We start from the raw sequence: 25188 nt of genomic DNA on the forward strand, positions 1-25188 counted from the left end.
AAATGGAACAGGTATATGGAGTTTGGGCGGTAAGAAGTGCCGCTTCCATGTTCGGCCATGCGGAAGCATGGTGCAAAGAAGATGGCCGCCCCCTGGAATTTGAATCCCTGGAGGCGGCCAAGGCTTATGCCCTGGAATTGAACCGTAAGGCAACGGCCAATGTCCGTTACTTTGTCAAAGAGAAGGAGCCGGAGCCAAACGCTGTAAGAGTCCCCGCCTCACAGCCGGATATAGAAGCTGTCGGCCCGGTGGACCGTGCGCCGAGAAATGAGGTTGCAGAAAAGCATAATGAGATCTCCGGCCGGCAGATGGCGCCGGAGGCGGACCCGGTTGTGGAGATCCGCTCTGCGGTACACAGCAACTATGCCAATATGGTCGCCATGCTTGCCGCTGACAATAAGGTATATCTTGGCCGGGAGGAACGCTATTCCTTTACCCCAGGCCAGCCGGGAAGCTATGACAACCGGGACGGCTCTTTATGTTTTGTGAGCGATATGCCGGAAATGTATTATTTCCTCTATGGGGAAGGCTGGTCGCACTCACAGGAGGAAATGCTGGACCGGGGGCTGACGATGGATCAGTATATGGAATTTGCCCGCCTGCAGGAAGGTGTTCTGCGGCAATTCACCCCGCGCCGGGAAATCCTGTTTGCGGGCCAGCCCTTCCAGGCGCCGGAAAACTATCTTCGCAGCGCGGAGCTGGACCTGGAGGGCGAAAAGGGCAACTACAACATGATTGACGGCATTGTGAATAACGACCCGCCGGTCCGGGCCGACCTTACCGATGGGCAGACCCATGAGGAAATAAGGGAGCTGGCCCCGGAAACACTGCCCAATGAGAAGCCTTCGATCATGGAAAAACTGCGGGCGGACCGCACGGCGCATGAGGCCCGTGGTTTTCAGCCTTCCCCGCCGGAAAGGGGGCTTTAAGGCTTGAAACTGAAATTTGAAAATGTGGACGTGGAACAATGCCTCCGCTCTGTTATGGAGCGGAACACAAAGCATTATCAATCTGATTTTGAATATGATGTTGGCAGCATGGAGCGTATCGCCCAAACAAAGCACCCGGAGCGTACCCCGCTGTTCTGGATGTCCCGCCCCTCCGGGACATGGTGCTTCCGGGAGCGGGATGTTTTTATCCGGGATTCCGATGCGTTTTACACCTGGCAGTTTTACAAAGATACCCGTGATACGATCCTTGCGTACACGGTGGAGATCACCGGCATGGAAGGCGCTGCAATCAAGGGAAATCTCTATACGCAGGATTACAGGGCTATGGCGGAGCATATTGAACGGATCGCCCTTCCCGCTGCGTCCGTGACCGTCCAGTTTGAAGGCCAGAGCGAGCCAATGGAATTTCGCTATGCGTATTACCATAAGCATAAGCTGTCCCTTCACGCCCAATTTGGCAAAGCCGAGAAATTCCGGCTGGAGCCGGCTGTTCCGGGCCTGCTGCGCGGGATTCTGGCAAGTGAACAGGAATACCGGCATAACTTTATACCCGGCGTGTTTGAAAATCACCTGGATCAAATGATTGCGGCAGAAAAGCGTTCTGTTACCCACTTTCTGAAAGAGGCCGCCGCAAATGCTCCGCGCCCGGCTCCTAACAAAAAGACAAAGGAACAGCCCCAGCGATGAAGGCCCCAAAAGAAAAACGCAGCGCCCAGATTCACATTTTGATTTCAGAACAGGAAATGGATAAGATCAGGGAACGCATGGCGCAGACCGGCATTACAAATACTTCGGCCTTTATCCGTAAAATGGCGATTGACGGGTATGTAATCAATCTGGATCTGTCCGAGGTTCGGGAGCTGACCCGGCTGCTGCGTATCTGCTCCAACAATCTGAACCAGTACGCCCGGAAAGCCCATGAAACCGGAAGTATCTATGGGGCTGATATTGCAGATCTGCAATCCCGCATGGATGGGCTGTGGGAAATTGCAAAAAAGCTGCTGACAGAATTTACAAACATTCCATGAACATTCAAAAAAACGGTTGCTTTCCTGTGGCCCGGAGCGGTAGAATTTTCATAGAAGAAGAAAACCTGTTTTTTAGAAGGGAGGCCATCGTATGGGCGCTGCTTTACTGGCCGTTGGCATAGAATTGTTGATCGGCATTGTGATCGGACTGATTGTGACGGTGATCGGGCTGTTTTTTGGAAACATCATTGTTTTTGACAGCATTGCGCTGGCAATCCTGGCGGGCTTTCTTTCCCACGGGCTTTTAGGCGTTCATCCTGCCCTGGCGGTTGTGATTGGCATTGCTGTCCTTTTGGGGCTTCTCCTGCTGCACTGTACCCGCCCCGGCTTCTGGCTGATCGGCGGCGGGCTGTCCGTTGTCTGGGGATTTATTTTTGCTACCATGGCCTATGAATTTTCCGGCAAAGATATGGTATGGACCTATGTAGTGTGGGTGCTGGGAGCCATACTGGTCTTTGCCCTTCACCTGCGGGCACGGTATAAAATTGCATAAGGTAAGGATTTGGCCCGCCGAACAACCGGCGGGCCGCTTTTTTTATTACATTGAAATGTTTTGACGGCGTACATTTTTCAAAGGAGGTGGGCAATGGCGACCACAAGGCTGATGCCCTTGCATATCGGTGAGGGACGCTCCTTCTCCACCGCAATCGAGGACATCATTGATTATGTAGAAAATCCAGAGAAAACCGACTATGGGAAGCTGATTTATGGTTTTGAGTGCGATACCCGCACAGCGGATGCGGAATTTACTTTAGCTAAGTGGCAGTATATTAACCAGGAAAAATCCAGATGAAGATAAGTTGTTGACTTCATTGTGATTATAGTGTATACTGTGTATTATAAAGCAGCACACCAACAGGAGGTGAGGAACTTGTGAAAATTGTAATCTCAAATACTTCTGACAGCCCCCTTTATCAACAAATCAAAGATCAAATTAAGGATGCTATTTTGAAAGAGGAACTGGTAGAAGGTGATCCGTTACCATCTATCAGAGCCTTTGCCAATGATCTGTCTGTTAGTGTACTTACAATACGACGGGTTTATGAAGAACTGGAACAAGAGGGATTTGTCACAAGCCAAGTTGGTATAGGAACTTTTGTATCAACAAGCAATCTGGAGCTATTGCGAGATTCTAAGCGCCGTCTCGTGGAACAAAAAATGCAGGATATGATTCAAACCGCAAAGTTGCTCAAAATTACTAAAGAAGAATTAAACATGATGATGGACATTTTGTATGAGGAGGGTTAATATGCAACCACTTTTAATAGTAGACGGTCTTAAAAAGACTTATCCTAATTTTATGTTAAATGAAGTGTCTTTTGCTGTTTATGAAGATTGTATTACTGGGTTTATCGGAGCAAATGGCGCTGGAAAAACTACCACTATACGCTCAATTCTGAATTTGATTTCGTGCGAGGCTGGAAGCATAAAATTTAAGGGCAAAGACACGAAAAAAGCAGAAAAGACTTTCAAAGATTCTATTGGCGTAGTATTTGATGAAGGTTTTTTTTATGACGAATTGACATTGACTCAGATGAAAAATCTTATTGCATCTTCCTATTCACAGTGGGACAATGGAGCCTATACACATTACTTAAATACTTTTTCTCTAAAGCCGGATCAAACAATTTCTTCTCTTTCACGGGGAATGAAGATGAAATTTTCGCTGGCGTTAGCTTTGTCGCATCATGCAGAGTTACTAATCATGGACGAACCTACAAGTGGCCTTGATCCACTTGTACGAAAACAGTTTATCGAAATACTGAAAGAATACATGGCTCAGGGCGGAAAAGCTGTATTTTATTCAACACACAATACTTCTGATTTGGATAAAGCTGCTGATATACTTGTAATGATTGACCACGGAAAAATTCTGTTTGAAGAAGATAAAGATATGCTGTTAGAAAGTCATCGTCTCGTGAAAGGAAAAGGTATATTACCCGCCGAGACTAAAAAGCTGTTCTTGAAAGTTGAGCAAGCGAAATATGGCTTTACAGGTGTTACAAATCAGGTAGAACAAACAAGAAGTATGTTCCCGGATGCTGTATTTGAACGAGTAACCGTTGAAGATATTATGCTTGCCCACATAAAGGAGGGTAAATCTATATGATTTTACAATTATTGAAAAAGGATTGTATCATAGCAAAGAATTATGTGGTTGCTGTTATTCTCATTGGGGTGGGTCTGCCTGTGCTTTTGGTCTGGCGACAGCCAGAAATGCTTGAAGTATTTGCGCTTCCCGGAGCTGTCTTTATCTCCTCTGTTGCGTTTAATCTTGCTGTTTCTGAAAAGGAAAATAAGTATCCAAAAGCAACAGCTCTGCTTTGCGCTACTCCTTACAATAGAGGGAAATTGGTAGAGGAAAAATATCTGCTCTACTTTTTGATTTATCTTTATTGTTGCGTGATCTTTTGGATTGAAATGCAATTTATTCCTGAACTGGCTGCTATCGATTTTGGACGTTCTGCCGTCATTGTATTTTGGATTCAAGTTATTTGCATGGGTATATTTCTTCCTATTCAATATCGATTTGGGTATGAAAAAACAAAGCTGTTAGCGATGCTGTTGGTTATTGCTGGTCCTGTACTTATGAGTTTGGCTAATTCTATTGCAGTACCGGTAACAATTACTCAGCCGTTTTCTGCAGTTCCTGGCGCAATGTATATTGTGCTTTGGGTAATTGGTGGTGCTCTTTGGATTTTCTCGATGCTTGTATCGAAGAAGATTTTTTCAAAGAAAGACCTATTTTGAGATACAGAGTAAGTAGAAAATGCCGGATGCGGCGGTCTGTTGACCCCACATCCGGCATTTTCAACCGGCTATATAAAAATTTCAAAAGGAGGTGAACAATGGCGACCACAAGGCTGATGCCTTTGCATATCGGAGAGGGCCGATCCTTCTCTACCGCAATCGAGGACATCATTGATTATGTAGAAAATCCAGAGAAAACCGACTATGGGAAGCTGATTTACGGTTTTGAGTGCGATACCCGCACAGCGGATGCGGAATTTACTTTAGCCAAGCGGCAGTATATCCACCAGACCGGCAGAGTCCGGGGCGCGGATGACGTGATTGCCTACCATTTCCGGCAGGCGTTTAAGCCGGGTGAAGTGACGCCGGAGGAAGCCAATCAGATCGGCCAGGAGCTTGCCATGAGGCTGACGAAGGGAAACAACGCTTTTATCGTCTGCACGCACATAGATAAGCACCATGTCCATAATCACATCATCGTGAGCGCGGTAAACCTGGAATGTACCAAGAAATTCCGCAACTTCTGGGGTTCCTCCTGGGCCTTGCGCCGGATCAGCGATAAGCTGTGTTTGGAGCATGGCCTTTCCATTGTGGAAGATCCCAAGCCCAGCCGCGGCCATTATGGGAAATGGCTGGGCGATAGAAACAAACCACTATCCTTTCAGAACCAGATCCGGCAGGCTATTGACGCCGCCCTGGAGCAGTCCCCCTCCACTTTTGAGGATTTCCTGAAAATTTTGGAAGCGTCCGGCGTGGAAGTCACCCGGCGCGGGAAATCTGTCAATTTTCGTGTCTCCGGGCAAAAGAAACCTACTCGCTGCAATACTCTGAAAGGCGGCTACACGGAACAGGCCATACGGGAAAGGATCGCCGGAACCTATATTTCCTCTGTTCAGCCCAAACGGTCCCATTCTTCGGTGAGGATGCTGATTGATATTGATGCCGCAATGCGTTCCGGTAAAGGCGCCGGTTACGAGCGCTGGGCCAAAGTGTTCAATGTGAAGCAGCTTGCGAAAGCTGTGGCTTACCTGAAAGAGCATGGGGATATGAGCTATGAGGACCTCCAAGCAAAGGCCCAGGCCACGACTTCCCGGTTTAATGAGCTTTCCACGCAGATCAAGGACATGGAAAGCCGTTTATCTCAAAATGGAGAATTGCAGAAACAGATCGTCAACTACTCTAAGACGAGAGCTGTCTATATTGAATACCGAAAAGCCGGTTACAGCAAAAAGTTCCGGGCCGAGCATGAGGCTGACATCCTGATCCACCAGGCGGCAAAGAAATACTTTGACAGCCTGGGTGTGGAGAAGTTGCCTACCATAAAAGCTCTGCGGGAAGAATATGCCCAAGTGTTGGAAGCCAAGCGGAAAGCCTATGCGGAATATAAGCAGGTGCGGGAAGAAATGCGGGAGCTGCAGAATGTGAAAGCTAATATTGACTATCTGCTGGGACCGTCTGCAGAAAGGGCACAGGAAAAAGAACATTCATAAAGGCATGGTATAATAAAAAAGCAAATTCTTTTTCCAACTCCACCGAAACTCCACCTTTGTATGCTACACTATTTTTGGAGGTGCAAGCAATGTCAAAAATGATTTTGATTATAGAGGATGAAGAATCCATTCAGAACATTATCAAGGCGTTCCTGGAGGACGCCGGCTACACGGTGGTTCTGGCTGCTGATGGCCTGGAAGGGATCGAACAGTTCCGGGCGAACAAGCCTGACCTGGTGCTTCTGGATTTAATGCTCCCGAAAATTGACGGCTTTGCTGTGTGCGAAATCCTGCGGAAAGAGAGCCGTGTTCCCATCATCATGCTCACCGCATTGGATGATGAGGACAGCCAGATGAAGGGCTTTGACGCTCTGGCTGATGATTACATCACCAAGCCCTTTTCCATGCCGGTTGTGATGAAGCACATCGAAGCGGTGCTGCGTCGGGCCGAACAGGGCGGCGCTGCACCCAATACCGTGATCCGCTATAAGGAAATCACGGTGGATACGGACAGCCTTACCGTCCTTGTTGGAACAGGAAGCGTTTCCCTGACCACCAGGGAATTTGAGATTTTGAAGCTCCTTCTGGAGAACCAGGGCCGGGTGGTGTCCAGGGAAAGACTGCTGGATACGGTTTGGGGCTACGACTATATTGGCGACGAAAAAATCGTAAACACCCACATCAAGAATATCCGCAAGAAGCTGGGTGTGGACTACATAGAAACCATGAGAGGGGCGGGATATAAAATTGAGAAGGAAGATTAGTCAAAGCATCCGGGCCAAAACCTTTCTCAGTATGCTGGCGCTGCTGGTGGTCTGCTGCATTATCATTTACGGCATGGTGATGATTTTCCTGCCGAGAAATTACCATACGGAGCTGGAAGGACAAGTCACTTCCGATTTTTATGACTTGGTGGAGGTTCTGGAGCGGAATGGCTGGGAGGCCAGTTCGGACAGTCTGATGGAATTTTCCATGACGAACAACGCCTCGGTGGAAGTCAACGATAATTATGGGAATAATCTGTTCTCCGTGAATTTTGCCGACATGGAGAACCTGGACACTTCTGCTCCCTCTATGAGCTGTTCCGCTACATTCCAGCAGGGCGGCCAAACCTACCATGTATTTGCCAATGCCGCCCTGGTCGCGGTGGCGCAGTCCTATGACATCCTGCTGAAGCTCATCCCCTTTATTGCCGTTGTGATTCTATTGATCTCCGTCATTGGGGCGGTGGTTTGTTCCCGGTATTACTCCAAGCCGCTGGTCAGTATCAGCAATGTGGCAAAGCGGATGACCACCCTGGACATGACCTGGAAGTGTGAAGTCAACCGAAAAGACGAGATCGGTGTGCTGGCCGCCAGCCTGAATGAAATGGCCCAGCGTTTGAGCGATACGATGGACAGCTTGAAGGCGGCAAACTGGCAGTTAAAGAAAGATATTGAGCGGGAACGGGAACAGGAAAAGCAGCGCGTGGAATTTTTCACCGCTGTCTCCCATGAGCTGAAAACCCCCATCGCCATCATCAAGGGGCAACTGGAGGGCATGATCTATCAGGTAGGCGAATATAAAGACCGCGATACTTACCTGCGCCGATGCATGAAAACCACCAATGACATGGAGGCGCTGGTCAAGGAGATCCTGTCGGCGGCCCGGATGGGCGGCAGCGATTTCCACCTGGAGCGCACCGACCTGGACATCAGCCAAATGCTGCGAAAGGTCTGCCAGCAGTTCCGTGGCCGGATGGAGGACAAGCAAATCGAGCTTCGCATGGACATCCAGCCGGAATACCACTACCAGGGGGACCGGCGGCTCATGGAGAAGGTGTTCACCAATGTGATCGGGAACGCCGTGGCTTATTCGCCGGTGGGCGCGGTGATTACTGTCACCCAAAAGGACGAGGTGTTTTCCGTGGAGAATACCGGCGTCCACATTGCCGAGGAAGATTTGGAGCGTATCTTCACGCCATTTTACCGGGTGGACAAATCCCGGAACCGGAACAGCGGCGGCAGTGGCCTGGGGCTGTATATCACCAAAACCATCTTGGATCACCATGGAATACAGCACAGCATGGTGAATACGGAGGATGGAGTACGATTTACGACTATCTTCCCGAAGGCAGCAATGTAGGAGCAGTCCTCTGTTTGTGCGCTATCTGGCGGCAGGGAAATCTTAGCCTCAGACTGTTCGAAAAACAGCATTGGTTTGGTATTAACATATTTGATATAGAGCGAGAAATTTTATAGCCTGCTCTTAGAGATTTTAGACCTCTCTGGTAGAATTGGGAGCTTTAATTTGGTATAATCCAAGAGACAAATTGGGACTTATAAGGAAAGGATAATATGAAAGGGTTTGAGCGAAAAAATCAATTATTTTCCCTTTGCGGATTGAATTGTGGGTTATGCCCCATGTTTTTGGGAAAGCATTGTGGCGGTTGCGGGAACGGTAATCAATCGTGCGGAATTGCTAAGTGTAGCCTTGAACATGGTAAGATTGAATACTGCTACGAATGTGAAAGTTATCCATGTGAAAAATATCGGTATATTGATAAATATGATTCTTTTATAACTCATAAACGCCAGAAAGCAGACTTGAAACTGATACAGGACATTGGTGTTGAGCAGTATAATTTTCAACAACGAGAAAAAATACAGATTCTTTCTCATTTACTTGCTAACTATAATGACGGTCGTAGGAAGAATTTCTTCTGTGTAGCAGTCAATTTGTTAGAGCTTTCAGAATTACAAGAAGCTATGAAACAAATACAACATAATGATGAGTTGTCTGTTTTGTCCATCAAAGAACAATGTTCATATATAGTTGATATACTTCAAAAAATTGCTGATAGAAGAAATATAGAGTTAAAACTTGTTAAAAAGTAGTTTGTAAATCCTAAGTTGTCGGGATAGATAATCGAATAAATTTATTCTATACAGCCGAGAGGTTTTCCTTACGAAAGTCCCTCGGCTTTTTTGCACCCTATCGCCAACTCCACCTAAAAAATATCTCAACTCCACCTCAACTCCACCTTCGTAGTGTACCATAAGGGTGTTCCCAGCAGACGGGGACACCACCGGGGCGGGAAACAGACCCGGCGAAAAAATACGTTAGGAGGTACACAAGTGAACCCACTGGTTTTACGCAAAGGAAATGAGGTGGCCGTGAGATGAACCTGTGCAAACGGGCCTGCCTGTATTCCATCCGCAAAAAGGGCAAGACCTTCACACTGCTGGCGTTTCTGCTGGTTATGGCTACGTTAATGCTGACCTGCCTCTCCATTCAATCGGCCACAGAAACGGCCAACGCCAATATTAAAAAAGCCCTGCTGGGCTATTTCACCATCAACGCCAAGACGCTGGAAAACGGCATCCCGGAGGATACGGTGAGCCAGATTCTTGATGTGGATGGTTTGAGCGGCAGGTACACCCTGCGCTCCTATACCTACGCTACTTATTTTGACGCAGACGGGAACCTTCTGGAGATCAACACCGAGGGCGCTGCCCAGGTGCCGGAGGGCTATGAGAACGCCGGACGGGTGGTGGCAAACTCCAATTCTCAGGAGGACAGCTATTTCACCGATGGCGGCTTTGAGATGGTGGAGGGCAACCCCATCACCACCGAAACCGGCAGCCAGGTGTTGATCCATGAGAAGTTCGCCCAGCGCAACGGCCTGTCTGTGGGCGACACCATGCTGCTGGGGAATGTGGAGAACAAAGATAAGACCATTCCCGTGACGGTGGCCGGGATCTTCACCAACACCGAGGAACAGGATTCCATCGGCATGGCCCCGTCCTATGACCTTTACGATAACATCGTTTTCACCGACCTCTCCACCGCCTCTTTCCTGCTCTACGGCACGGAGGGCACCACCAATGTCCAGTACGGGGATTTCTATGTAAACGACCCGGACGAGCTGGAGCGCATTATGACCGATGTGCAGGAATTGGATGGCGTGGATTGGGAGAGCTGCACCCTGACCCGCTACGACAACGACTATCAGAACGCCAAGGAATCCTTGGAGGGCTTGCAGAACATCGTCTTTATCGCCATTGCAGTGGTATCGGTGATCTGTTTCCTGGTGCTGGCCCTGTTCCTGACGCTGCGGCTCCGTGGGCGAATCCATGAAACCGGCGTCTATCTGGCAATGGGCATTTCCAAAGGCTCGGTGCTGATGCAATATCTGCTGGAAGTGATCCTTGTGGCGGCCATCGCCCTGGTGATCTCCTTCGGCACCAGCACAGCCATTTCCCATCAGATTGGGAGCAGCCTGCTCTCCCAGGTGACAAGCGAAACCTATGAAACGGTGGACTTGACCGGGGAAAGCGAAGCTGCCCAAGAACCTACCGAGGATTTGGGCCTTGCCGAGATCGAGGTGGCTGTTTCCGCTGAGGATTACGCATTGGTGTGGGCTTTCGGTATGGTGCTGTGTGTGGCCTCTACCGCACTGGCAGCCTATCCCATTATGAAGATGAAGCCCAAGAGTATCTTGTCGCAAATGAGTTAAGGAGGTGCAGGCGATATGAATTTAGGAATACGAGCGATTTTATATAGCGCACGGAAGTGGAAAAAGACCTTGCTGGTATTCTTCTTGCTTCTGACTATTACCACTTTGGTGTTATCCGGGCTGGCGATTGCCGATGCCCAGGAGGAACAGGCTGAGGAACTGCGTGGAACTACCGGGGCCAGCTTTACGGTGGAGAGAAATTTATCCACTGGTGGTTGGACAAGTGGCGCTCATGGTTCTTATAGTACGCAGGAATTTGTATCTGAGGAAATGCTTCAGGAAATTGCGTCAGTAGACGGGATTGCCGGATATGATGCTTCGATTGTTTCCATGCCTACTTTATATAGTAATGGAAAAACACTTGTCACAGACACGCCAGCCCTCATTTTTTATGTTTTTGGCTCTATGAATACAGAGTATAATGATTTGTTTGTATCCGGGCGTTTTGAATTGGTGGAAGGTTCTCATATCACAGATGATATGCCAAATGGTATCATCCTCAATAAAGAACGTGCTGAACTAAATGGGGTAAAGATAGGCGATAAGGTTTCCGGTATTATTGATTCTTATTCGGACGATCCGGAAATTGAGATGGAAGTAGTCGGGCTTTTTGACATTGTGGTGGATAAGGATGATGAAGCCACTATGTATGACGATTCCACGATGTGGGATTATACTGACTATGCCTTTTGTAGTATTGACGCTATGAAGGCAATGGCTGTGAATTATGAAGATGGCAATAAAACACGCGAAGCGGATTTCTATGTTTCGGATGCCGCTGAGCTGAACAATATCATAGAAGAAGTGAAAAATATTTCTTCAATTAACTGGGACAACTTTATTATCACAGCCAACGATGAAGTATATCAGAATATTTCCTCTGCTTTATCGGATACCAACACTTTAATTACTACGATGATTGTCATCATTACTGCTGTGAGCATGGTGCTGATTATCCTGATCCTCTCCATGTCCATCCGCAGCCGGAAACGGGAAACCGGGATTTTGCTGGCGGTGGGGATTGCCAAGCCTGCGGTGATTCTCCAGTATGTGTTGGAAACCCTGCTGATCGCAGTGGTGGCCTTCCCGCTGGCCTACCTCTCCAGCAAACAGGTGGCTGGCACCCTGGGGACGCTGTTCGGCAAGGCAGCCGAGAATGTCATCGTCACGCCAGAGCATTTCCTGCTGGTGGCTATCGTGGGCAGTATCCTGCTGGTTGCGGCAGTGCTGGTGTCCAGTATCTCAACCATGCGGTTGAAGCCCAAGCAGATTTTGTCGCAGATGGAGTAAAGGAGGCACAGGCAATATGAATTTAGGGATACGAGCAATTTTATACAGCGCACGGAAATGGAAAAAGACGCTGTTGGTGTTCTTCCTGCTCCTGGCTATTACCACCCTGGTGCTTTCCGGGCTGGCGATTGCCGACGCCCAGGAGGAACAGGCTGAGGAACTGCGGGGTGTGACGGGAACCAGTTTTACCGTGGAACGAAACCTATCTACCGGAGGTTGGACAAGCGGCAATGGCGGCTCATATAGCACTCAGGAATTTATTTCAGATGAAATGCTTCAGGAGATTGCCTCAGTAGACGGGATTGCCGGATATGATGCCTCGATTGTTTCCATGCCTTATTACTTCAAGGAAACGGGCGACAGCGTGGTTACAACGGGCTACACCAACAGTTTTTATACCTATGGCTCTATCAATACGGAGTATAACGATTTATTCGTATCAGGACGATTTGAATTGGTTGAAGGGTCCCATATCACAGAGGATATGACCAATGGCCTTATCATCAGCCGGGAACGTGCCGAACAGAATGGACTGGAAGTCGGCAGCAAAGTTGTTGGAATCAATGACCCTTATACCGATGATCCCGAAGTGGATATGGAAATTGTGGGGATTTTTGAAGTAGTGGCTGACAAGAACGATGAGGCCACAATGTATGATGCGTCTACCATGTGGGATTTTTCCAACTATGCCTTTTGTAGCAAAGCTGCGATGGAGGCAATGTGTGTAAATTATGGTGATGGCAACAAAATTCAAGAGGTAGATTTCTATGTAACTGACGCAGCACAGTTAGAGAGCGTGATAAACGAAGTACAGAGCATTTCTTCTATCAACTGGAACAACTTTATTGTTATAGCCAACGATGAAGTGTATCAGAACATTTCAAGTTCTCTCTCTGACACAACCGCTTTGGTTACGACGCTGATTATTGTCATTACTGCTGTGAGCATGGTTTTGATAATTCTCATTCTCTCCATGTCCATCCGCAGCCGCAAAAGAGAAACCGGGATTTTGCTGGCGGTAGGTATTGCCAAGCCTGCGGTCATTCTCCAATATGTGCTGGAAACCCTGCTGATTGCAGTGGTGGCCTTCCCACTGGCGTACCTATCGAGCAAGCAGGTTGCCGGCGCCCTGGGTACGCTGTTCGGCAAAGCGGCGGAGAATGTCATCGTCACGCCGGAGCATTTCATACTGGTGGCTATCGTGGGCGGCGTTCTGCTGGTGGCGGCGGTGCTGGTGTCCAGTATCTCGACCATGCGGTTAAAGCCCAAGCAGATTTTGTCGCAGATGGAATAAGACCATCCACCCCCTAAAATAACGAAATGAGGTAATCACTATGAGTATCATGGAAATCAAACAAGTGGGATATTCCTACGATAATAAAAAGAAAGTCTTAAAAGGCGTCAATGCCGAAATGGAACAGGGTAAACTCTACGCCATCCTGGGGCCTTCCGGCTGTGGCAAAACCACCCTGCTCTCCTTGATCGGCGGCCTGGACAGCCCCGGCAGCGGTCAAATCTACTTCGATGGGCAGGACATTGCCAAGACGGGGCTTTCCGACCATCGGAAAAACCATGTGGCGTTTATCTTCCAGGCGTATAACCTCATTGACTACTTGACTCCTACGGAGAATGTGTCGCTGACTTCCAAGCTGCCGCCGCTGCCCATTTTGGAGCGGCTGGGGCTTACGAAAGAGGAATCGAAGCGCAATGTGCTGAAACTCTCCGGCGGCCAGCAGCAGCGGGTGGCTATCGCCCGTGCCCTGGCAAGCGAGGCCCCGGTGATCCTGGCCGATGAGCCTACCGGCAATCTGGACGAGGACACCGCCCAGGACATCACGGATATTCTCAAAGAGAGCGCCCACAAGATGAACAAGTGCGTGGTGGTCGTTACCCACTCCAATGAGCTGGCGAAGCAGGCCGATGTGGTGTTCCGGCTGAAAAAGGGTGAGCTGCAGGTGCTGGAGCGCGTTCAGGACGGAGCCGCCCAGCCCCAATCCCGCAGAAACAACGCTCCCCGCAGTGAAAGGAGGGCAAAATGATGGAGATAGACAGCAATCCAATCACGAAACCCTCGAAAAAGGGAACGATCCTTTCCGCAGTTTTTTATGCTCTTGCGGCGGTGCTGCTGATTACAGCCTTTGTCTCTCTGGTGGCCTGCCATCAAAATATCTCCCGGCAGCTTGAGCAGGGCGTCCCTGTGCAGGGAAATGAACTGGCTATTGTGAATCTTTATCTTACAAGCTGTGTGCAGTATTTCGCCCTTGCCGGTGCCATGGTGTTTTGCGGCAAGGCTGCCCGTAGGGTGCTGGCGATTCAGAGCGAAGTGCCGGTACAGGTTACTCCCTATATGCTCAATCCCCCGGTAGAGGCCACCGGTTCCGATTATGCCGAGGAAGTGGAGCCGGAGGAGGACGATACAGATTTTGAGGCTTGGGGATTTCGGGAAAAGGGAGAATAATAAATCGACTGTAAAGTAGAATAGCACAGATTCTTTTTTATCGACATTGAGGGGGTGATAGTGTGGGAAATTTTGCAGTATTCGATTTATCAGAGTCCGGTGAAAAAATAGGCAGGAAACTTTTTGCCCTTCTCACAAGAACACAGCAAAAAGATCTGGAGCATTTTATTTCAGAAAGCAAAAATTCTGAATCTGATAGTGTCCTCTCGCCATGCTATCCTGCCTTTTATGGTCAGTATTCCATTTCCAAGCAATCGGATCAGCCAATGACGGAAATTCAAGAAGGCGATTTATATTTCTGCTTGGAGCAGCGCCTTGTTACTGTCCGAGGCCAGATAATTCCGCTGACAGTTAAGGAGTTTGAAATTTTTGCCTTACTTATACAAAATCCAAAACGGGTATTCACCTATGAAATGCTTCTGGATTTAGTATGGCATGAGGACTACACCTACTATTCTCGGAAAGCAATTAACAACCATATAAGCAACCTGCGAAAGAAAATCAGAATTGCTCCGGATCTGCCGGACTATGTAAAAAGCGTGTACGGTGTAGGCTATAAATTCGATATATGAAAAAGGAAGCTGCAGAGCAATTAACAACTCTGCAGCTTTCTTTTTGAAGATTTTTTAGCGTCCACAGGACGCGTGGCCGTCACCGAAGGTGGCGATCTTGGGGGCTTGGGGGCTATCCCTCAACAAGCATTTTGGCCGGTGCAATCCGGCCAAAATCGCAAAACATGTATATGTTTGCATTGCTTGCCAATTTCTCGTACCCCGTATTTTCGCACTGCTTTCCCAAAGTAGCTACCTGTTTTCCAAATTCTTTGAACGCCTGTATTCCAGCGGCGATAGTCCAAACTGTCTTTTGAATACGGCTGCAAATTTCCCCTGATTGGAGTAGCCAACCTGCTCTGATATTTCGGCAATCGGACGCTTTGTGGCAGAGAGAAGTCTGGCGGCTTCATTCATGCGGATTTCTCGCAGCCAAGTAGATATATTTTGACCATATACGCCTCTAAAATAATTTTTCAGGCTGGTTTCACTGACCGAAAAGCGTTCTGCAATCTGCCTTACAGGGATGTGCTGGCGAAGGTCATCTGACAGAATTTTTGCTGTCCTTTTTGCAAGCTCCACTTGCGTTTCCGTGTAGAAGCCGCAGGTTTTCGGAGGCCGGATTTCCATGTTGAGAAGCCGGTGGATAAGTTCAAGCGTATAGATTTGCAAATGGAAGGCAGACGGTCTTTCCGAAAGCCGCCAGAGTTTTTGAAATATATTTTCCAGTTCGCTGTCCGCTTCGTTGATATATGTTTTATGGTTCGCGCAATAGTTTTCTTCCAAGCGCATGAGATCAATCGAAAAAGATTTCATCAATTCGCCGCAGGACTGTAATAGGAGCGAAAGGTCAAAGTATATTTTTATGCCCTGATATTGCCGTGTGGGAAAGATGTACTCTTTCTGCGCTGTCTGCCCACTGATACAAAAGTCGTTTTCCTTTAGGTAAATGTATGAGCCATCATCGAGAAGCAGTTCACTTCTGCCGGAAATACAATAGTTTATCAATAATGGCCTTAACTCTGAGTTGGCTTCTGACTCCGGCCACACAGGAGCATTTACAAAAATAAAAGCTAATGTCAGGCCCGGAAAGAGCGTATGGAATGTCATGCGCCCTTTACCATTTGCCTGATCTAATAGTAGTTCGCTGCTATTTGGACTGTTTTTCAAAGTCACACCTGAAACGGAATTGCTGTTTTCCAAAATGCTGTATATCATATCACGCAACTGCTTCGCCCCTTTCATCACGCAAAATCGTTGATATTATTATACCGGCGCAAAAATTCCCGGTCAATGGGTATTCCGGCCAAACGGAAAAACTCCTTGCTATACGGGCCTAAAATACCGATATGTGCATAGAAGCATAATCGAATATGTGCTACCATTAGAGTTGGTTAGCGAGGTCTAACCGAGAAAGCAATCATGTTAGGAGGTTTCGCAATGAACAACAAATTGCAAGGAAAGGATCTCATCAACATCGGTATTTTCACGGCGATTTATTTTATCGTCATTTTCGCGGCGGCGTCTATCGGCTTTATCCCGATTTTCATTCCGCTTATCAGCGTAATCGTGCCGCTTGTGGGCGGTATTCCGATGATGTTGTTCTTCTCCAAAATCAAGAAATTCGGTATGCTTACCATCTGCGGAGTGCTGCTCGGCATCATTATGCTGCTGACCGGCATGGGCTGGTGGTGCATCCCTACCGGGCTGATCTTCGGGCTGATTTCCGATTTTATGATGAAAGCCTGTGACTACAAGAACGCCAAGCGTGAAGTGCTGATCCACGGCGTTTTTTCCATGTGGGTCATCGGGGCGTTTATTCCCATCGTTGTGACGCGTGACGCTTACTACCAGAACCTGCTCCCCGGTTACGGCCAGGAATATGCCGACACACTCATGGCTTATATGCCCGACTGGATTTTGCCGGTACTGCTTATTGCTGCTTTCGTCAGCGGTCTTGTCGGCGGCCTGATTGGACGAAAGATTTTCAAAAAGCATTTTGAGCGGGCGGGAATTGTGTAATGAGCCGCGAACTTCTTGCAAGTCAAAAAAACAATAGCGGAATTTTATTAGACCCCCGGACAAAACTGGCGGTACTGATTACCATAGCTGTCTTTATTTTAGGCGGTTCGTATGAAGGTATCATGCAGTATTACATCATCGTGCTGGCGGCGATCCCTCTGCTGCTTTTGGCAGCGGCCAGAAAATGGAAAGGCGCTGTTCTCTATATCCTGATTTTCGGGGGAAGTCTGTGCTTGGAAATGTTCGGCCTGTCCCGACTGACCGGCGTAGCAAACTACATCGCGGTAGCCGTCGTTGGTATCTTGCTGCGGTTCACACCCAGCGTGGTCATGGGATATTTCGTGGTAACGACAACTACGGTCAGTGAATTTGTTGCGGCGATGGAACGGCTCCACCTGCCGCAGCAGATCACCATTCCCATGTCTGTGATGTTTCGCTTCTTTCCCACGGTTGCAGAAGAATGGAGCGCCATTGGGGACGCCATGCGGATGCGTGGCGTCCGCTTTGGTGGTGGAAAAGCCAGCGCGATTTTAGAATATCGGATTGTTCCTATGATGATCTGCTCCGTAAAAATCGGAGAGGAACTGTCCCAGGCAGCCCTTACGCGGGGATTGGGTGGCCCGGTAAAGCGTACGAATATCTGTAAGCTGGGCTTTCATGTGCAGGATGTTATTTTTCTGCTGATCTGTCTGGGAGCATTTGCAGCGCAAATCTATGTGCTTGCCGCAAGGGGGTGAAGGAAGTGATTGAATGTCAAGATGTGTCATTTTCCTATCCAGCGAGCGGTTTGCCTGACAGTGAAAAGCAGGCCGAAGGCGCTTTAAAACATATTTCTTGCACCATTGAGGACGGTTCTTTTGTCCTGCTTTGCGGAACTTCCGGCTGCGGGAAAACAACGATGACCCGTCTGTTCAACGGCCTTATTCCTCATTACCATGAGGGGACTTATACCGGCTCCGTCTATCTGGATGGAAAGGATACTCGCGACCTGTCACTGTTTGATATTTCTCTAAAAGTCGGTTCTGTATTTCAAAATCCGCGTTCTCAATTTTTCAATGTGGATACGACCAGCGAACTGGCTTTCGGCCCGGAAAACCACGGGATGCCGGAAGATATTGTGCGTGACCGGGTAAAGCGTGTAGCTGCACAGCTAAAGTTGGAGCCGTTGCTTGATAGAAGTATTTTTTCTTTGTCCGGCGGTGAAAAGCAAAAAATTGCCTGCGGATCGGCAGCAGCGATTGACCCGGATGTTTATGTGCTGGATGAACCATCATCCAACCTTGACACATACGCTATCGCTGATTTTCGGCAGCTTCTCTTTGCTTTGAAATCGCAAGGAAAGACCATCATCATCTCTGAACACCGGCTATACTATCTGTCTGGCCTCTTTGACCGCGTTCTGTATCTGAAAGACGGAGAAATTGAAGGAGATTATACAGCGGAGGAGTTTTGCCGCCTGTCAGCAAAACAGCGAGAGGAAATGGGGCTTCGGCCTCTTGAACTTGCAGGGCTTTCAGGAGTTGAAGGGCCGCCGCAGCGAATAAATGAGGCGGTTTGGACGATAAAAAATGTGTCCTTTGCCTATAAGCATGAGCCGGAAACCTTGCATATAACGGAAACTACTTTCCCATCCGGCAGCGCCACAGCTATTATCGGACATAACGGTGCGGGAAAATCCACCTTTGCCCGGTGCCTCTGCGGATTGGAAAAGCACTTCAAGGGGACAGTGCAGGATCGGAGCAAGATTTATTCCAGGAAAGAACGATTGAAACTCTGCTATATGGTTATGCAGGATGCAAACCATCAGCTTTTTACCGAAAGTGTTCTGGATGAAATTCTGCTCAGTATGGGAACCGAGGATAAGCAAAGGGCAAGAGAAATCTTAAAGGAGATGGACTTGCTGCCTTATGAGGACTGCCACCCGATGGGGCTGTCCGGCGGCCAAAAGCAGCGTGTGGCAGTTGCCTCTGCGATTGCTTCGGAACGCCCTCTGATTTTATTCGATGAGCCAACAAGCGGCCTTGACCTTTTTCACATGAGGCAGGTTGCCAGTGTTGTCAATCAAGTGGCAGATACCGGGAGAACTGCGCTTGTAGTGACCCATGACCCAGAATTTATTTTACGGTGCTGTAATTATGTCCTTCACTTAGAAAACGGGCAAATTCAGGAAAGTTATTCCATAGAGAACAACGATGGCCGAAACCGGCTGCTAAAGTTTTTCCTGAATGATATGGAGAAGGAGGTGTCCACAGAATGAAGGAGGAAAAGAAAGAATCACCCATAGGTGTCTTATGGGGATGGGGCAAACCCTATCACGGGAAATTCATCGGCAGCATTATCCTTGCGGTATTAGGCGTGGCCTGCCAGATGGTGCCCTATTTCTGTGTGGCGCATATTGTCACGATGATGTTGTCTGGGGAGCAGAACTTTTCCCGATATGTGACCGCTGGCATTATTGCATTGTGTGGTTACTTTGGAAAGGTGCTGTTTTCCTGCCTTTCTACAACGATTTCCCACACAGCGACCTATTACACACTGCGCGATTTACGGGAGAATATCACCACTAAACTGGCCCGTGTCCCGATGGGGACGATTTTAGATACTCCGTCCGGCCAGTATAAAACGACGATTGTTGACCGGGTAGAAGGCATGGAATCGACCTTCGCGCACCTGATCCCGGAAATGACTGCAAATGTGCTGGTGCCTTTGGTGATTGTTGTATATCTATTCGTCGCGGACTGGCGCATGGCGCTCCTGTCCCTTGTTACGCTGGTAGTGGGCCTTGCTGTCATGTCTGCCGGTATGAAGAATTATCCCGACAAATGGGAGGGCGCAGTTAAAGCGGGAAAGCAGATGGCAAATGCCATTGTAGAGTACATCGGCGGGGTTGAGGTGGTAAAGGCGTTCAGCCAGTCCGCCGGTTCCTACAAAAAATATTCTGACGCGGTCAATTATAACGCCAACTACTATGTGGACTGGATGCGGGAAAACCAGAAAACCATGAGCGCCTACAACGCCATTTTGCCCTCGGTGCTGATCTGTGTGCTGCCTTGCGGCTTCGCGTTTTGGCTCTCCGGTAGCCTGGAACTTTCCACTTTCCTGTCTATCGTAATTTTCTCGCTGGGACTGATTGGGCCGATTATCGCGGCCTTTACCTTTACGGACGATTTGGCCGTATTGGGGACAAATGTGGAAGAAATCAGCCAGCTTTTGAACGCTGAAGAACTGAACCATAAGGATACACCGGTCAAGCTGGCAGACACCGGCATTTCTCTTAGGTCTGTGTCTTTTTCCTATGACGGGACAACAGAGGTTTTGCATGATGTGAACCTTGCCATTCGCCCCGGAACCATGACCGCCCTTGTGGGGCCGTCCGGCTCCGGTAAATCCACGGTGGCAAAACTGATTGCCGGGTATTGGGATGTTACATCCGGCAGCATTACCCTCGGAGGTTATGAATTGAAAGATATTCCGCTGTCCGAAATTTCAGACCAGATTTCCTATGTGTCCCAGGACAACTATCTTTTTAACCGCAGTATCAGGGAAAACATCCGTATGGGAAAGCCCAGCGCCACAAACGCGGAGGTAGAACAGGCCGCCAAACAAAGCGGTTGCGATACCTTTATCCGCAAGCTGGACAATGGCTATGATACGATTGTCGGCAGCGCCGGTTCCCACCTTTCCGGCGGGGAGCGCCAGCGTATTGCCATCGCCCGCGCCATGCTGAAAAATGCGCCGGTTGTCATTTTAGACGAGGCAACAGCCTACATTGACCCCGAGAACGAGGCGCTGGTACAGAAAGCCATTTCCGCTTTAACTGTCGGCAAGACCCTGATTGTGATTGCACACCGACTGTCTACCATTGTTGGCGCGGACAACATCGTTGTTGTGAAGGATGGAACCGTCCACGCACAGGGTACGCATGAGAAACTGCTGGAAACCTGCCCCCTCTACCGGGATATGTGGCAGGCGCATATCGGCGCGAAAGACCAGATGTAAGGGGGTGTTGTCAGATGTATGGAACATTGAAAAAAATCTTTGCTTTTGCAGGAAGCAAAAAGGGGCTTTTGAAAAAATCCCTGTTGTTTGCATTTCTGTCCGGGCTGTTTTCAGCCATGCAGTTTGCCGCCCTCTTTGTAGTGATTGGTGCGCTGGTATCTGACAACCGGGACGGAAGTATTGTCTGGATCTCGTTGGGAATTATGGCGGTATCCCTCATCGGGCGTATCATCACGACCTATTTTTCCACGATGGAGCAGACGGAAACCGGCTATTGCATGGTGGCGGAAAAGCGTATCCACATCGGAGATCGGTTGCGCTACATCCCGATGGGCTACTTCAACAAGAATAGTATCGGGAATATTACCGCCATTGTCACAACAACTTTAGGTGATGTAGAGAACTCAGCAGCCCGTGTCCTGGTGTCAGTGCTGGGCGGTTTTTTCAACTCGGTGGCTCTTGTCATTGTCCTGCTGATATTCGACTGGCGGATTGGGCTTGTGGCTGCTGTCGGTGTCCTGCTTTATCTTGCGGCGGCAGAACTGGCCCTCCGCAAGTCTGCGGCCCTAAGCTCGGTACGCCAGCACACGCAGGAGTCCCTTGTGGAGTCCGTGTTGGAGTACATTCAGGGCATGGGGATTGTCAAAGCATTTGGCCTTGAACGGGACAGCACACAATCCATTGGAAACGCTATACAGGCAAGCTGCCGGGATAACCTGAAACTGACAAAAGCCAGCGTTCCCTATGACGCTATCAAGCAAGTGGTTGTCCGGGTGTTCAGCGTCCTGCTGTTGCTGGCCTCGGTCTGGTTCTGGCTGGATGGCTCTCTGCCGCTGGCCTACGGCCTGATTTTGGTAATCGCTTCTTTCATGGTGTTCAACGATTTGGAAAACGCCGGGAACATGGCTTCTCTGCTTCAAATGCTGGTGGCCTCGATGGATACGGCAAACTCCATTGATGACACGCCGATAATGGACGAGAAAGGCACTGACATTACGCCGAAGTCCAGCGAGATCGTGTTTGACAAGGTGGATTTTTCCTACGCAGACCGCAAGATATTGGATCAGGTTAGCTTTACCATTCCCGAAAAAACGACTACGGCCATTGTCGGCCCTTCCGGGGCGGGTAAGACAACGATGTGCAACCTGATTGCCCGCTTTTGGGATGTGAACGCCGGGAAGATTACCATAGGCGGTACGGATGTGCGGGATTTCAAACTGGACAGCCTGATGAAGAATATCTCGATGGTGTTTCAGAGCGTGTACCTCTTTGCAGATACGATTGAGAACAATATCAAGTTTGGCTGCCCGGACGCCACCCATGAGCAGGTGGTTGAGGCGGCGAAAAAGGCTTGCTGCCATGACTTTATTTCCGCTCTGCCGGAGGGTTATGATACTGTGATTGGCGAGGGCGGCGGCACTTTGTCCGGCGGTGAGAAACAGCGTATTTCCATCGCCCGCGCCATGCTGAAAAATGCGCCCGTCATCATTTTGGACGAGGCAACAAGCAGCGTTGACCCGGAGAATGAGGATGAATTGCAGCGGGCTATTGAGGCGTTGACCCATGACAAGACCATCATTATGATTGCCCACCGGCTGAAAACCGTTCGGAACGCCGACCAAATCCTTGTGTTAGACAATGCCCATATCGTCCAGCGCGGCACTCATGCAGAGCTGATCCGGCAGAAGGGCCTATATGCCGACTTTGTATTGGCCAGACAGGAGGCCATAGGCTGGAAACTGGCTCAGTAAAGGAGGTTCAGATGAAACTTCATGCGTCCGGGGAGGACTACCTGGAAACCATCCTTGTTCTCCAAAAGAAACTCGGTATGGTACGCTCCGTAGATGTGGCCCGGCACATGGAGGTGTCAAAGCCCAGCGTGTGCCATGCGGTGGCTACCTTGCGGGACGGCGGCTTTCTCACAATGGACGAAGATCACTTTCTCCATCTGACCGATGTGGGCCGCGAGGTTGCCGAAAAAATCTATGAGCGCCATTGCTTCTTTACCGAGCAGCTTATCGCCGCAGGCGTTGACCCAAAAACTGCGGAGGCCGATGCCTGCCGGATTGAACACGTTATTAGCCAGGAATCCTTTCAAAAACTGAAAGATGCTTTAGAGGACTAAGGAGGTGGTGATGACATGGGAAATTAGCCGTATTGGATTTAAGAAATTCTGGCAGACAGATAGGCGAAAAACTGTTTACCCTGCTTTCTCCCAACCAAAAGAAGGAGCTGGCTCAGTTTGTTCGTGACTATGAGGCTGGCAATATTCCGGCTGATGTCCCATACTTAACACTTCTTCGAGGCCAGTATTTTATCCCTCCGCAGGCAGATCAGTCATTGACGGAAATCCGGGAAGGTGATTTGTATTTCTGCTTGGAGCAGCGCCTTGTTACCGTGCGGAGCCAGGTAATTCCGCTGACGGTCAAGGAATTTGAAATCTTCGCTTTGCTCATACTGAACCCAAAGCGGGTGTTCACTTATGAAATGCTCCTGGATCTGGTATGGCATGAGGATTATTCCTACTATTCCCGGAAAGCAATCAACAACCACATAAGCAACCTGCGAAAGAAACTCCGGGTTGCCCCCGACTTGCCGGATTATGTAAAAAGCGTCTATGGTGTAGGCTACAAATTTGAAATATAGAAAGGGTGCGGTATTCCCTGCCGCATCCTTAAATTTTCGCTTTTTCTGCTGTGTGGATAATGCCTGATTTTGTCATATATTGTTGATTAAATTCAGTAAAACCATGACACTTCTGGAAGAATTATAGCATTTATCCCTATATAATGCCCCAAAATGAGGGAGGTGGACATAATAGGTAACTCTGCTCTCCTTCACTAAAGGAGGGCATGGAAAATGCTGCCGAGGTCAGAATACCGGCCTCGACATAGCCGGTCATATAAAAGAGATTCAAACCCCGTAATCCTGCGATGGATTGCGGGGTTTTTCCATTCGACAGGATTTTGCATTTTCCATTCTGCTCCGTCAGATAGTGACGGAATACGACAGGCGCAGCTTACCGCTGTACGGTGGGCGCTCTTTTTTACAGATAAAGCGCAGGACAAGCCTGCCGCCGGACCTGTACGGTGTAGATCACCGCCCCTCTGATTTCGATTTGCCCATTAACCCACTCAAAAATCGAAATTGGAGGATTACCATGAAAGAAATCAATCTGCGGGAATTTTACCCGGAAATATATAAAACGGATCTGTTTATCAGCCTGCCCGATGAGGTTGTGGATGTGCTGGTAGAATATCAGCGGAAAGAAGTGGCATATCGCCGCCGTACATACCGGCATAAGGCATTCTTTTCTCTTGATTATGGGGATGATATTGAACGCGAAGCTGTTCTTTTTACCCCAACGCTGCAGGAGATCGTAGAAAGGCACCTGGAGGAAGAACGGCTGTACCAGGCGATTTCTTCATTGCCAGAGAAACAACGCCAGCGTGTGTACGCTCACTATATTCTCGGCATTACCCTGATGGATATTGCCAAGATGGAAGGTGTTTCTCTCCATGCTGTCCATGAAAGTATTCGGCGCGGACTTCGGCGTCTGGAAAAAATTTTAGAAGAAAATTTCTAAACCCCCTATAAATGTACCCCTGAAAATGTCACGACTTATAGAAGGACAATTTTTTGGGACAATGCCATTTCGGTGAGTGAGAACCTTCAACGGTGCCACACCCACCTGTATATGCAGACAAGCTCCCAGCCCTTCATCTGGACCTTGAAAACTGCATATACGGTGCCATAGGTACTTTCCCTGTATTCCGAGCGGCAAATGGAGCGGCGCGATGACAGGCGGCTTTAAGGAGGTGATGAAGCCCAGCCGTCCGAGCGATCTACGCTATCTATTGATCTGGCTGTGGCAGGCCAGACGCGATGACTGATACAGGGTATAATGATACTTTCTCACGACCCGTCAAAGACTTGGGGGGAGTCCCTTCTGTGTTCGTTAGCTCTGGCGAAGCGACGGCACAAGCAGGGCTATGATGCGGTAAAGCTGGCCGCAGCCTGTGGCATCCCCGGCCCGGAAAAGGGCCTGCCGGGGGGCGTGGCAAATACGGCAAGCTACTAAGAAAACATCCATGCCGTTGTTTTGATTTTCGAGCAGCGGCATGGATTCTTATAAAATCGAAATCAGATAC

The 25188-nt window shown here is 48.9% G+C and carries 26 protein-coding genes and 1 pseudogene; 26 read left to right on the plus strand and 1 reads right to left on the minus strand.

Going from position 1 to position 25188, the window contains the following annotated elements:
* Positions 1-2: 2 nt before the first annotated feature.
* The 18 genes and pseudogenes from LK436_RS01525 to LK436_RS18415 all read left to right on the plus strand — a co-directional run bounded on the left by LK436_RS01525 (position 3) and on the right by LK436_RS18415 (position 15037).
* A complete protein-coding gene (locus LK436_RS01525) occupies positions 3-929 on the plus strand; it encodes a DUF4316 domain-containing protein (RefSeq protein WP_008394503.1) in 927 nt (308 codons plus the stop codon).
* A 3-nt stretch (positions 930-932) separates the two neighbouring features.
* On the plus strand, positions 933-1637 hold the full coding sequence (locus tag LK436_RS01530; protein ID WP_049931620.1) for a hypothetical protein: 705 nt from the start codon (positions 933-935) through the stop codon (positions 1635-1637).
* Complete coding sequence (locus LK436_RS01535; protein ID WP_008394505.1) at positions 1634-1978, plus strand: plasmid mobilization protein; 345 nt, start codon at positions 1634-1636, stop codon at positions 1976-1978. The genes LK436_RS01530 and LK436_RS01535 overlap by 4 nt, the downstream gene beginning before the upstream one ends.
* A 91-nt stretch (positions 1979-2069) precedes the next feature.
* Positions 2070-2471, plus strand: coding sequence for a hypothetical protein (locus LK436_RS01540; protein WP_008394506.1), 402 nt, complete (start codon positions 2070-2072; stop codon positions 2469-2471).
* 93 nt (positions 2472-2564) lie between these two features.
* Positions 2565-2750 (plus strand): annotated as a pseudogene (locus tag LK436_RS01545) (relaxase); the annotation flags it as partial.
* A gap of 101 nt (positions 2751-2851) precedes the next feature.
* A complete protein-coding gene (locus LK436_RS01550) occupies positions 2852-3226 on the plus strand; it encodes a GntR family transcriptional regulator (protein WP_008394508.1) in 375 nt (124 codons plus the stop codon).
* Position 3227: 1 nt separating this feature from the next.
* Complete coding sequence (locus tag LK436_RS01555) at positions 3228-4088, plus strand: ABC transporter ATP-binding protein (RefSeq protein ID WP_044930257.1); 861 nt, start codon at positions 3228-3230, stop codon at positions 4086-4088.
* Entirely contained in the window at positions 4085-4729 is a 645-nt protein-coding gene (locus LK436_RS01560; RefSeq protein ID WP_008394510.1) for an ABC-2 transporter permease, read from the plus strand. Before LK436_RS01555 ends, LK436_RS01560 begins: the two co-directional genes overlap by 4 nt.
* A gap of 98 nt (positions 4730-4827) precedes the next feature.
* On the plus strand, positions 4828-6219 hold the full coding sequence (locus LK436_RS01565; protein WP_008394512.1) for a relaxase/mobilization nuclease domain-containing protein: 1392 nt from the start codon (positions 4828-4830) through the stop codon (positions 6217-6219).
* 89 nt (positions 6220-6308) lie between these two features.
* On the plus strand, positions 6309-6983 hold the full coding sequence (locus LK436_RS01570; protein ID WP_008394513.1) for a response regulator transcription factor: 675 nt from the start codon (positions 6309-6311) through the stop codon (positions 6981-6983).
* A complete protein-coding gene (locus LK436_RS01575; RefSeq protein ID WP_207635798.1) occupies positions 6967-8343 on the plus strand; it encodes a sensor histidine kinase in 1377 nt (458 codons plus the stop codon). The genes LK436_RS01570 and LK436_RS01575 overlap by 17 nt, the downstream gene beginning before the upstream one ends.
* A 212-nt stretch (positions 8344-8555) precedes the next feature.
* A complete protein-coding gene (locus LK436_RS01580) occupies positions 8556-9095 on the plus strand; it encodes a DUF3795 domain-containing protein (protein ID WP_044930258.1) in 540 nt (179 codons plus the stop codon).
* Positions 9096-9379: 284 nt separating this feature from the next.
* Positions 9380-10717, plus strand: coding sequence for an ABC transporter permease (locus tag LK436_RS01585; RefSeq protein ID WP_008394517.1), 1338 nt, complete (start codon positions 9380-9382; stop codon positions 10715-10717).
* A gap of 15 nt (positions 10718-10732) precedes the next feature.
* Positions 10733-12007 (plus strand): ABC transporter permease, encoded by a 1275-nt coding sequence (locus tag LK436_RS01590; protein ID WP_008394518.1) that lies wholly within the window; start codon positions 10733-10735, stop codon positions 12005-12007.
* Between the two features lie 16 nt (positions 12008-12023).
* A complete protein-coding gene (locus LK436_RS01595) occupies positions 12024-13301 on the plus strand; it encodes an ABC transporter permease (RefSeq protein WP_147594739.1) in 1278 nt (425 codons plus the stop codon).
* Between the two features lie 40 nt (positions 13302-13341).
* The gene (locus LK436_RS01600) at positions 13342-14046 is read left to right on the plus strand and encodes an ABC transporter ATP-binding protein (RefSeq protein WP_008394522.1); all 705 of its coding nucleotides are present in this window, start codon (positions 13342-13344) and stop codon (positions 14044-14046) included.
* Positions 14043-14465: a hypothetical protein gene (locus LK436_RS01605; RefSeq protein ID WP_008394523.1), complete on the plus strand. Its 423-nt coding sequence runs from the start codon at positions 14043-14045 to the stop codon at positions 14463-14465. The genes LK436_RS01600 and LK436_RS01605 overlap by 4 nt, the downstream gene beginning before the upstream one ends.
* A 62-nt stretch (positions 14466-14527) precedes the next feature.
* Positions 14528-15037, plus strand: coding sequence for a winged helix-turn-helix domain-containing protein (locus tag LK436_RS18415; RefSeq protein WP_008394524.1), 510 nt, complete (start codon positions 14528-14530; stop codon positions 15035-15037).
* A gap of 231 nt (positions 15038-15268) precedes the next feature.
* Here LK436_RS18415 and LK436_RS01615 read toward each other — a convergent pair whose 3' ends face one another.
* Entirely contained in the window at positions 15269-16261 is a 993-nt protein-coding gene (locus LK436_RS01615) for a helix-turn-helix transcriptional regulator (RefSeq protein ID WP_008394525.1), read from the minus strand.
* 195 nt (positions 16262-16456) lie between these two features.
* Here LK436_RS01615 and LK436_RS01620 point away from each other — a divergent pair, with 195 nt between their 5' ends.
* From LK436_RS01620 to LK436_RS01655, 8 genes are all read left to right on the plus strand, one after another.
* Positions 16457-17038: an MptD family putative ECF transporter S component gene (locus LK436_RS01620; protein WP_044930260.1), complete on the plus strand. Its 582-nt coding sequence runs from the start codon at positions 16457-16459 to the stop codon at positions 17036-17038.
* Positions 17038-17775 (plus strand): energy-coupling factor transporter transmembrane component T, encoded by a 738-nt coding sequence (locus LK436_RS01625; RefSeq protein WP_008394528.1) that lies wholly within the window; start codon positions 17038-17040, stop codon positions 17773-17775. Before LK436_RS01620 ends, LK436_RS01625 begins: the two co-directional genes overlap by 1 nt.
* 5 nt (positions 17776-17780) lie before the next feature.
* A complete protein-coding gene (locus tag LK436_RS01630; protein WP_044930261.1) occupies positions 17781-19295 on the plus strand; it encodes an ABC transporter ATP-binding protein in 1515 nt (504 codons plus the stop codon).
* Positions 19292-21037 (plus strand): ABC transporter ATP-binding protein, encoded by a 1746-nt coding sequence (locus LK436_RS01635; RefSeq protein WP_008394530.1) that lies wholly within the window; start codon positions 19292-19294, stop codon positions 21035-21037. The genes LK436_RS01630 and LK436_RS01635 overlap by 4 nt, the downstream gene beginning before the upstream one ends.
* A 14-nt stretch (positions 21038-21051) precedes the next feature.
* Positions 21052-22788 (plus strand): ABC transporter ATP-binding protein, encoded by a 1737-nt coding sequence (locus LK436_RS01640; protein WP_008394531.1) that lies wholly within the window; start codon positions 21052-21054, stop codon positions 22786-22788.
* An 11-nt stretch (positions 22789-22799) separates the two neighbouring features.
* Complete coding sequence (locus LK436_RS01645) at positions 22800-23162, plus strand: metal-dependent transcriptional regulator (protein WP_008394532.1); 363 nt, start codon at positions 22800-22802, stop codon at positions 23160-23162.
* A gap of 32 nt (positions 23163-23194) precedes the next feature.
* Positions 23195-23683 carry a winged helix-turn-helix domain-containing protein gene (locus LK436_RS01650; protein ID WP_008394533.1) on the plus strand — a complete coding sequence of 163 codons (489 nt, stop codon included), beginning with the start codon at positions 23195-23197 and terminating at the stop codon, positions 23681-23683.
* A gap of 514 nt (positions 23684-24197) precedes the next feature.
* Positions 24198-24623 carry an RNA polymerase sigma factor gene (locus LK436_RS01655; protein ID WP_044930262.1) on the plus strand — a complete coding sequence of 142 codons (426 nt, stop codon included), beginning with the start codon at positions 24198-24200 and terminating at the stop codon, positions 24621-24623.
* Positions 24624-25188 lie beyond the last annotated feature (565 nt).

It is taken from the genome of Clostridium sp. M62/1, from assembly GCF_020736365.1.
GTDB classification, from domain to species: Bacteria; Bacillota; Clostridia; order Lachnospirales; family Lachnospiraceae; genus Otoolea; species Otoolea saccharolyticum_A.

Bases quoted from the DNA above. Each gene is read 5' to 3' on its own strand.
- LK436_RS01590 (WP_008394518.1), top strand. From the start codon at position 10,733: ATGAATTTAGGAATACGAGCGATTTTATATAGCGCACGGAAGTGGAAA.
- LK436_RS01560 (WP_008394510.1), top strand. From the start codon at position 4,085: ATGATTTTACAATTATTGAAAAAGGATTGTATCATAGCAAAGAATTAT.
- LK436_RS01635 (WP_008394530.1), top strand. From the start codon at position 19,292: ATGAAGGAGGAAAAGAAAGAATCACCCATAGGTGTCTTATGGGGATGG.
- LK436_RS01655 (WP_044930262.1), top strand. From the start codon at position 24,198: ATGAAAGAAATCAATCTGCGGGAATTTTACCCGGAAATATATAAAACG.
- LK436_RS01615 (WP_008394525.1), bottom strand. From the start codon at position 16,261: ATGAAAGGGGCGAAGCAGTTGCGTGATATGATATACAGCATTTTGGAA.
- LK436_RS01640 (WP_008394531.1), top strand. From the start codon at position 21,052: ATGTATGGAACATTGAAAAAAATCTTTGCTTTTGCAGGAAGCAAAAAG.
- LK436_RS01620 (WP_044930260.1), top strand. From the start codon at position 16,457: ATGAACAACAAATTGCAAGGAAAGGATCTCATCAACATCGGTATTTTC.
- LK436_RS01555 (WP_044930257.1), top strand. From the start codon at position 3,228: ATGCAACCACTTTTAATAGTAGACGGTCTTAAAAAGACTTATCCTAAT.
- LK436_RS01565 (WP_008394512.1), top strand. From the start codon at position 4,828: ATGGCGACCACAAGGCTGATGCCTTTGCATATCGGAGAGGGCCGATCC.
- LK436_RS01535 (WP_008394505.1), top strand. From the start codon at position 1,634: ATGAAGGCCCCAAAAGAAAAACGCAGCGCCCAGATTCACATTTTGATT.
- LK436_RS01570 (WP_008394513.1), top strand. From the start codon at position 6,309: ATGTCAAAAATGATTTTGATTATAGAGGATGAAGAATCCATTCAGAAC.
- LK436_RS01540 (WP_008394506.1), top strand. From the start codon at position 2,070: ATGGGCGCTGCTTTACTGGCCGTTGGCATAGAATTGTTGATCGGCATT.
- LK436_RS01645 (WP_008394532.1), top strand. From the start codon at position 22,800: ATGAAACTTCATGCGTCCGGGGAGGACTACCTGGAAACCATCCTTGTT.
- LK436_RS01585 (WP_008394517.1), top strand. From the start codon at position 9,380: ATGAACCTGTGCAAACGGGCCTGCCTGTATTCCATCCGCAAAAAGGGC.
- LK436_RS01525 (WP_008394503.1), top strand. From the start codon at position 3: ATGGAACAGGTATATGGAGTTTGGGCGGTAAGAAGTGCCGCTTCCATG.
- LK436_RS01580 (WP_044930258.1), top strand. From the start codon at position 8,556: ATGAAAGGGTTTGAGCGAAAAAATCAATTATTTTCCCTTTGCGGATTG.
- LK436_RS01600 (WP_008394522.1), top strand. From the start codon at position 13,342: ATGAGTATCATGGAAATCAAACAAGTGGGATATTCCTACGATAATAAA.
- LK436_RS01595 (WP_147594739.1), top strand. From the start codon at position 12,024: ATGAATTTAGGGATACGAGCAATTTTATACAGCGCACGGAAATGGAAA.
- LK436_RS01625 (WP_008394528.1), top strand. From the start codon at position 17,038: ATGAGCCGCGAACTTCTTGCAAGTCAAAAAAACAATAGCGGAATTTTA.
- LK436_RS01605 (WP_008394523.1), top strand. From the start codon at position 14,043: ATGATGGAGATAGACAGCAATCCAATCACGAAACCCTCGAAAAAGGGA.